An 8,228-nucleotide genomic window follows, 5' to 3' on the forward strand; every position below is an offset into this window, starting at 1 on the left:
ATATAATAAAATAACTTTCGTTGAATATAATTATTTCTGTAATGGATTATATGAATTCTTTTAACATGATGAAGTAATTAATTCTCAAAACGTTTACACGCACTTTTTTCTAAATATTCATTTTATTAAGAAAATTAACCAAGAACTATTGTCAAACCTTAAGGAAACGCTTACAATTAATTGGTATGAAAAAGGGGGGGATTAAATGAATTTAGCAATTTTAGGTTTTGTAATGGTTATTATTTTTATGATTTTAATTATGTCGAAGAAGATGTCGGCACTTGCAGCATTAATTATTGTTCCAACTATATTTGCTTTAATTGGAGGATTTTATTCGAATTTAGGTAAATATATGCTCGATGGTCTTTCAACAGTTGCACCAACAGGTATTATGCTTGTTTTTGCAATTTTATATTTCGGGGTAATGATAGATGCAGGTTTATTCAATCCGATCATTAGTCAAATTATGAAAGTTGTAAAGGGTGATCCTGTAAAAATCACAATTGGAACTGTAGCTTTAGCTTCACTCGTTGCACTTGATGGAGATGGTACTACTACTTTTATTATCACAGTTACGGCTATGCTCCCACTTTATAAAAAAATGGGTATGAATTTATACATATTATCAACTTTAGCTTTATTATCAATTGGTGTTATGAATATGACACCTTGGGGCGGTCCTACTGCTCGCGCAATTTCTTCATTGCAATTAACGACAGAAGAAGTATTTACACCTATCATCCCAGTTATGATTGCTGGTATTCTGTTTGCTGTAGGTGCTGCTTATTTCTTAGGTATAAAAGAGCGAAGAAGAATTGGTATCCAAAATCACTTGTCGTTGACATTAGATGATATGAACAACGCGAATGGAACGGACGAAGATGAAAAAGCTTTACTAAGACCAAAGTTAGTTATATTAAACGCATTGTTAACTATCTTATTACTATTTGCTTTAATTATTAGTTGGTTACCTATTCCAGTTTTATTTATGATTGGTTTCTCAATTGCGTTACTTATTAACTATCCAAGTTTAGAAGTACAATCTGAATTAATTCAGAGACATGCTGGTAATGTATTAGCAGTAGTCGGCTTAGTATTTGCATCAGGTATTTTTACTGGTGTTATGAACGGAACAGAAATGGTAGATGAAATGGCAAAAGCACTCGTTAATATCATTCCTGAATCATTAGGTGGTCACTTTGCACTTATTACAGCAATATTAAGTGGCCCATTTACTTACTTTATGGCAAATGATCCATTTTATTATGGTATATTACCTATCTTAGCAGAATCCGCACAACAATTTGATGTCCCTAAAGCAGAGATGGCGAGAGCATCTATACTCGGACAACCTCTACATGTACTTAGCCCACTCTATGCAGCAGGCTATTTATTAGTTGGTATGTTAGGTATTGACTATGGAACAAATCAAAAAGTTGTAATGAAATGGGCAATTGGATCATCATTATTCATGATTTTGGTTGCATGTATTATAGGCGTTATTTCATTTTAATTATAATAAATAAGACACCCATTCAGATTATATAGGTCTTGGATGGGTGTCTTGTTTTTATATTTACAAAGATTTTCAATTATATGTTATGCAACTATTCTTCTTCTAAAGATTTCATTTCTGCTTCAAATTCTGCATCTTCTTTCGCTTGGCGTTCTTCTTCTTTACGCATTTCTTCTTCATAAGCTGCATCTTCTTCTGCTTGTTCTTTTTCAAATGCTACATCTTCTTCTGCTTGTTCTTTTTCAAATGCTGCGTCTTCTTTCGCTTGGCGTTCTTCTTCTTTACGCATTTCTTCATCATACTCTGCGTCTATTTTTTCTTGTTCTTTCAAGAAATCATCATATTCTTTATCTGCTTCATCGCCTAATCGATCGTATTCTTTCTCAATTCGCTCTAATAAGTCATTGTATTCTTTATTTGTAACACCACGGCTTACACGGTCCATCTTTTCTCCTTCAGTTAATGAATTATATTCATCAACTAAATAATTATACTCCTCAGCTGTATAAGGATAATCATCACTATTATCTTCTGTTTCTTTCACTTCATTTGTTGCTTCATTTGTATTTGTACTACTACTATTACCTTTAATATCAGATTTCTTAATTTCCCATTTACCACGTACTGTATCGAACAATGGCACAAAATCCATCTCTAAAGTGTATCTTTGAGAATCCGGAACATCATAATATATATACCCTGTACCTATATTCCCTTTATTTAATAGATGAGAAAAGCCTGCATGACTATCATCTGTTCCAAACCACTCTTGAAAATTTTCTTGTTTCGATTTCATGGTGAATGCAGAATTATCAACTAGTACTTGGTCATCATTATTATTTTTAAATTTAAATGAAACTTTAAGCGCTTGTCCATTTTCAGGAGAACTGTATTCATCATAATCATTAATAAACTCGACTTTTGTTACCATTACATCAACACCGTCTGCATCAACAACTTCTCCCAATTTAAATGTCTTCATTTGATCATTTGCTTTACGTTTACTATGTGTTGACTTATGCTTTTTGTTCTCGTTCGACTCTGCTTTTCTTTCAATGTTCAAACTACTACACCCTACTAAAAATAATCCCGTCATCATTAATAGCAACATCACTTTTTTCAATTTTCCATCCCCCATTTTATGATAATTAAACATATCATATCATAAAAACGGTAAAATAATAGCGTGAAATTAAATTGTTCCTAACTTTTTGTCTCTATTATTTTATATTTAAAAAAGAGAGTGCTGAAATCACTCTCTTTTTTCATTATTATTCAGAAGCAGCTTGTCGAGCACGTTGTTTCACTTGATCTTGCTGACTATCATTCCCTGTTTTAGGTTTAGGTTGTTCTGATGTAGGTTGCTCTGTTTTTGGTTCTTCAGTTTTCGGTTCTTCTGTTGTTGGTTCTTCGGTTTTAGGCTCCTCTGTTTTAGGTTCCTCCGTTGATTTTTCTTCGGTCGTTTTCTCTTCTGTCGATTTTTCTTCGGTTGTTTTTTCTTCTGTCGTCGGTTCTTCTGTCGTTTGCTCTTCAGTCGTCGGTGCTGGCGCTTGTGTAGCAGGTTCTTGTGTTACTGGTTGTTGCGTTGTTGGTTGTTGTATTGTTGGTTCTTCAGTTATTACTTCTTCGGTACTTTTTTCTTTTTTCTTAACCTTCTTCTTTTTAACTTTTTTGTCTTTTTTTGAATCTTTCTTTTCTTGATGTGGTTTATCACCAAAAGAAATTTCAATTTTATCACATGCTGATAGAACAAATACAGAAGCCAATAACACAATAAAAAACTTCTTCATTCTAAAAATCTCCTTTAATATGTGTCTTAGACATTCATCACTCATTATATACTGATTTACTTATCACATACCCATAAATGGAGAAAATCACTCATTTTAATTATGGCTACTATTCTAATAAACACAAATTTATTGGTTTAGGAATAATCCCTCTACAACGATTTAACTAGAATATCCATTTAGTGTAATGGTACAATGATTAAATATATTAAGGAGTTGAATAATCTATGAAAATAACCATTGAATCACACCGTTCAGATTGGGCAAACACCTATGCTAAAGAAGCTAACAAGATTAGTCAAATTTTTGGCAAAGAGCTAGTCGACATTTACCATATTGGCAGCACATCCATTCCCGGTATAATGGCTAAACCTATTATAGATATTTTACCTGTAGTTAAAGATATCAATAAAGTTGACCAATATAATTCATACTTTGAGAATATAGATTATGAAGTACTTGGTGAATTTGGAATTGAAAACAGAAGATACTTTACCAAAAGTGATAAAGTTACAAATGAAAGACTCTTTCATGTTCATACATTCGATATCCATAATAAAACCGATATAAATAGACATCTCGCATTCAAAGCATACTTAATTAAACATCCAGATATCGCAAAAGAATATTCCAATTTAAAAGAAACACTATTTGCTAAATTTAATGGTGATAAAGAAAGCTACATAAACGGCAAAGACTCATTTATAAAACAAACCGAAGCGAAAGCGTTGGTATGGTACAAAGAAAACGAAACGAGGTAAAACACATGAAACAAATCGGTACTTTATATTTTTTTACTGGAAAGATGGGCGCAGGTAAATCAACGAAAGCTAAACAATACGAATCAAACTTTAATGCAGTATTACTGTCAGAAGACGAATGGCTATCTAAATTATATCCAAATCAAATAAATACATTTGATGACTACCTAAATTACGCCCAACAGATCAAACCTTTATTAAAAATGCATATTCAAAGAATTCTAACTACAAATACTAATGTCGTAATGGATTTCCCGGGAAATACTAAAGAACAAAGAAATTGGTTATTAAATATAGCGAATGAAATCAATGCAGATCATCAACTCATTTATCTTAATATAAGTGATGAACACTGTCTTCAGCAAATTTCCAAAAGAAGACTGGAATTTCCGGAGCGTGCAACTTTCGATACACCAGAAACATTCGAATATGTATCCAGCTTTTTCGAAGAACCACATGTATCAGAAGGATTAAATATACTAGAAATCAATTAAACAATTTCACGATTTTGAAAGTTACTATTGTGCCGAGGAAATGAAGCACACTTCTCAGGTGATAGTAATTTACAAAATCGGAATAGCCATTATTACATTTCAACTTTATCTAAACTCATGCTTTTCCTATTGAAACTTTCAAGTTGAGATAAACACTTTTTTAATATTTGAATTTCAGATTCAATACAAGTTTCGTTTTGATTTTTACAATCATATAATCGTTGAGAAAGATAAAGAAGCTCGTCACTTACGTCTTCTACAACATTTATTATAATCTTATAATTTCCACTCATAATTAACCTCACAAATGTTTTTTGATATATTAACACAAGTTTTACATAAAAATAAATACTGTTCACAATATTGTATAATTTTTTTAACGCCTGTTTCTCATCATACTTCATCCACAATATGCACATTTAAAAATACTCTAATAAAGGAGGAATAACAAACAGTGAAGATCACAATTGAAAGAATAACCGAGAAGAATCAAGTCGCACTCACCCTACCAAATGAACCGTTTAACTTGTTTGGTAAACTCTTAGTGTCGAGAACCAATCAATCCTGGAATCATAGCGAAATCTTAACGAAGTCAGAATCTATGACATTTCCAGATGAAAATTATACATTAAATGACATCAATAGAAAAGGTTTTGCTATAGGTGCTTTTGAAAGAAAAGTATGTGTTGGTTTAGCAGTATTTGAATACAATTGGAACAACTATCTTTATTTAAATGACTTAAAAGTAGCAACATCACACCGTAGACAAGATATCGCCACTAAATTAATAGACAAAGCCATATTATTAACCAAAAGTGAGAACATCAATGGCATTTACACTGTGGCACAAGATAATAATTTAGCAGCCAATCGATTTTATTTACGTTACGGTTTTGAAATTGGCGGACTCAATACTAAAAATTATCATTTTACTAATCAACAAGGCAAATCCGATATATACTATTATTTAGATTTTTAAATTAATTGCTTTAAAGATAAATCAATATAGAACTGAACAGAAACCGTTGCAATCATAATCAAAACGAGTAAATCATTTTTCATCATGATTTACTCGTTTTTTTAGGATTCATTGCAAAGTCTTGGAATAACTCAGTTGTTAATCCATGAAATGGTGTACGTCTTGGAATAACTCGGCTGTTAATCCACAAGATGGACTATGTCTTGGAATAACTCAACAGTTAATCCATGAAATGGTGCAAGTCTTGGAATAACTCGACATTTAATCCATGAAATGGTGTACATCTTGGATTAACTCGGCATTTAATCCATGAAATAGGCAATGTCTTGGAATAACTCAACAGTTAATCCACGAAATAGGCAATGTCTTGGAATAACTCGGCTGTTAATCCACGAAATAGGCAATGTCTTGGGCTAACTCGACAGTTAATCCACGAAATAGGCAATGTCTTGGAATAACTCGGCTGTTAATCCATGAAATGGTGCAAGTCTTGGAATAACTCGACATTTAATCCATGAAATGGTGTACATCTTGGATTAACTCGGCTGTTAATCCTTGAAATAGGCAATGTCTTGGAATAACTCGGCTGTTAATCCACAAGATGGACTATGTCTTGGAATAACTCAACAGTTAATCCACGAAATAGGCAATGTCTTGGAATAACTCGACATTTAATCCATAATCTATATGTATTTCCAACATAAAAAAATATCCAACCTTAAAGGCTGAATACTTTATTCATTGCGTATTTACAAAATTATTTTAATTACTATTGATAATATAACTGCCTATTACTTTTTAAACGCTTTTGTTTTAATATTTTCTTCTTTCAGAAAATCTTCAATCTTTTTCTGTTCTTTACCATTTACTTCTTTCGTATCTTTATAAAGTTTATCAAACTTATCTCGAGATATTTTTCCTTCTTCAATATCATCTACGAATGATTCTATATCAAACTGGTTAGATTTATATATGTATTTGTGAATTTTATATAAATTGTCCTTGTACTTAGTTGGAAACTCATTATTTTCTATATAAAGTTGAAAATTGCGATCATTTTCTTGAAGTCGTTTTTTTATCTTTTTTAGATTTTTATCGTCATTTTCACTTAATTTTTCATCATAAGATTTATCTTGATAATATTCACTTATTTCAGATAGTTCTGCCGAACTATCTAGATACAGTTTAATGTCTTTTTTGGCATCTTGTTTTGAAATGACTTTGTGCTTTACGTTGTTTTCAAAAATTTTCTTAGGTCCAGATAAATTGGATGGCGGTTTATTATCTACTTCTTCTTCTCTTTCATCCTCTTTAGAACAACCGTAAGAAATAAATAGAAATAATAACGCAATAAATAATATACTTTTTTTCATGATGAACCTTCCTTTAACTAATAGAATCCCGCTTACAATTTCAAGAACATGACACAATTTTATTACTCTTACTATAGAAGTTGGATAACCTATCTCATCTTTCTTCATAATCAGCATTCACTTATATAAATGACCAATTCTACACAGTTATGATTATATTTCTGTTTCCAATTTATGTCAAAAAAATTCTCGTAACAGAAAATAAATATACTTATAATTCTCCGTTTAATTCCTCATATTCACTTTTTAGTATTCCCATATGAATATCTGTTTCATATTTCCCATTAATATAAGCGCCTTCTCTTTCTTCACCCTCAATTTTAAATCCTACTTTTTCATACGATTTAATAGCTCTTTTATTATAGGCCAGTACCTTCACATAAATTCTGTGAAGTCTTAATTCAGAGAAACCAAATTTCAATACTTCATTTGAAACTTTCGTTCCAATTCCTTTATTCCAACATTGAGGATTAAAGATACCAATGGCAAATTTGGCTTTTTTATTTTTATCATCTATTGTTAATCTAACTTGTCCAACAAACTTTCCTTTATATTCAATAGCCCATTCATAAGGATTAGACTTTATCTCATTAATGAACAACATTGCTTTATCTAATGATTTTTCTTTATTTGCATTCATTTCAGAACCATACATTTTCAGTAATTCTTCATCAAATGGAATTTCAACATATACTTTTGCATCCTTATCTAATGCATCTCTTAACTTTATATGGTCATCTACTAATATTGTCTTCTTCATCTACTTCATCCTATTCATAAAATTTCATATGCGGCTTTTCTTCTTTATAATAATCTAACCTATCTTCTAATGTCCCTGATGTAATTCTAACTTGTGGTCGTCTGGATCGGTAAAGTAGATTGATTGTTTATCTCTTTCATCTCTTGTACGTCCCTCTAATACCTTCACATCATTATCACTTAGCCATTAGTGCCATTCGTCAAATTCTCTTTCATCAATTTTAAAAGCTATGTGGGTATATGAATATTGAATTTCATTTCTAGGTACATTCTCTTCTTCATTAAGCGCTAACCATAGACCACCTAATGTAAAATATGCTGTCTTATCACTTTCCAACAAAATGTTAGCTTTTAATATAACTTTATAAAAACTAACAGATTTACTTAAGTTTGAAACTGAATACGTCATGTGATTAATTGATTGAATCAAATGAACACCCCTTTTATTTACATTTTATACTATTGATGTTCTTGTTGAAATTAATAGTTATTTGCTTATTTAACTATGATTTTTAATAATAATTAATGAAAAGTTAATAAAGCGTATTGATACTTT

The 8,228-nt window shown here is 31.0% G+C and carries 8 protein-coding genes and 1 pseudogene; 4 read left to right on the plus strand and 5 right to left on the minus strand.

The annotated features are described in order from the left end of the window. Nucleotides 1-205 precede the first annotated feature (205 nt). The gene (locus CD111_RS11335) at nucleotides 206-1,513 is read left to right on the plus strand and encodes a CitMHS family transporter (RefSeq protein ID WP_095089115.1); all 1,308 of its coding nucleotides are present in this window, start codon (nucleotides 206-208) and stop codon (nucleotides 1,511-1,513) included. A 94-nt stretch (nucleotides 1,514-1,607) separates the two neighbouring features. Here the strand turns inward: CD111_RS11335 and CD111_RS11340 are convergent, their stop codons facing one another. Both CD111_RS11340 and CD111_RS11345 read right to left on the minus strand, forming a co-directional pair. Further along, complete coding sequence (locus CD111_RS11340; protein WP_229726470.1) at nucleotides 1,608-2,630, minus strand: DUF4352 domain-containing protein; 1,023 nt, start codon at nucleotides 2,628-2,630, stop codon at nucleotides 1,608-1,610. A gap of 157 nt (nucleotides 2,631-2,787) precedes the next feature. Next, nucleotides 2,788-3,306 carry a hypothetical protein gene (locus CD111_RS11345; protein WP_095089116.1) on the minus strand — a complete coding sequence of 173 codons (519 nt, stop codon included), beginning with the start codon at nucleotides 3,304-3,306 and terminating at the stop codon, nucleotides 2,788-2,790. Between the two features lie 227 nt (nucleotides 3,307-3,533). On the opposite strand from CD111_RS11345, the gene CD111_RS11350 reads away from it, so the two are divergent. From CD111_RS11350 to CD111_RS11365, 3 genes are all read left to right on the plus strand, one after another. After that, entirely contained in the window at nucleotides 3,534-4,067 is a 534-nt protein-coding gene (locus tag CD111_RS11350) for a GrpB family protein (RefSeq protein WP_095089117.1), read from the plus strand. A gap of 5 nt (nucleotides 4,068-4,072) precedes the next feature. Further along, nucleotides 4,073-4,561 carry a P-loop nucleotide/nucleoside kinase family protein gene (locus CD111_RS11355; RefSeq protein WP_095089120.1) on the plus strand — a complete coding sequence of 163 codons (489 nt, stop codon included), beginning with the start codon at nucleotides 4,073-4,075 and terminating at the stop codon, nucleotides 4,559-4,561. 454 nt (nucleotides 4,562-5,015) lie between these two features. Then, the gene (locus CD111_RS11365) at nucleotides 5,016-5,540 is read left to right on the plus strand and encodes a GNAT family N-acetyltransferase (protein ID WP_229726459.1); all 525 of its coding nucleotides are present in this window, start codon (nucleotides 5,016-5,018) and stop codon (nucleotides 5,538-5,540) included. Between the two features lie 791 nt (nucleotides 5,541-6,331). On the opposite strand, the gene CD111_RS11370 is transcribed toward CD111_RS11365, so the two are convergent. The 3 genes and pseudogenes from CD111_RS11370 to fosB all read right to left on the minus strand — a co-directional run bounded on the left by CD111_RS11370 (nucleotide 6,332) and on the right by fosB (nucleotide 8,102). Further along, the gene (locus CD111_RS11370) at nucleotides 6,332-6,913 is read right to left on the minus strand and encodes an NDxxF motif lipoprotein (RefSeq protein WP_158245700.1); all 582 of its coding nucleotides are present in this window, start codon (nucleotides 6,911-6,913) and stop codon (nucleotides 6,332-6,334) included. A gap of 211 nt (nucleotides 6,914-7,124) precedes the next feature. Beyond that, complete coding sequence (locus CD111_RS11375; RefSeq protein ID WP_095089126.1) at nucleotides 7,125-7,673, minus strand: GNAT family N-acetyltransferase; 549 nt, start codon at nucleotides 7,671-7,673, stop codon at nucleotides 7,125-7,127. Between the two features lie 10 nt (nucleotides 7,674-7,683). Beyond that, nucleotides 7,684-8,102 (minus strand): annotated as a pseudogene (gene fosB, locus CD111_RS11380) (metallothiol transferase FosB). Nucleotides 8,103-8,228: the final 126 nt, after the last annotated feature.

The sequence above is a fragment of the Mammaliicoccus stepanovicii genome (assembly GCF_002902525.1).
In the GTDB taxonomy this organism is placed as follows: Bacteria; Bacillota; Bacilli; order Staphylococcales; family Staphylococcaceae; genus Mammaliicoccus; species Mammaliicoccus stepanovicii.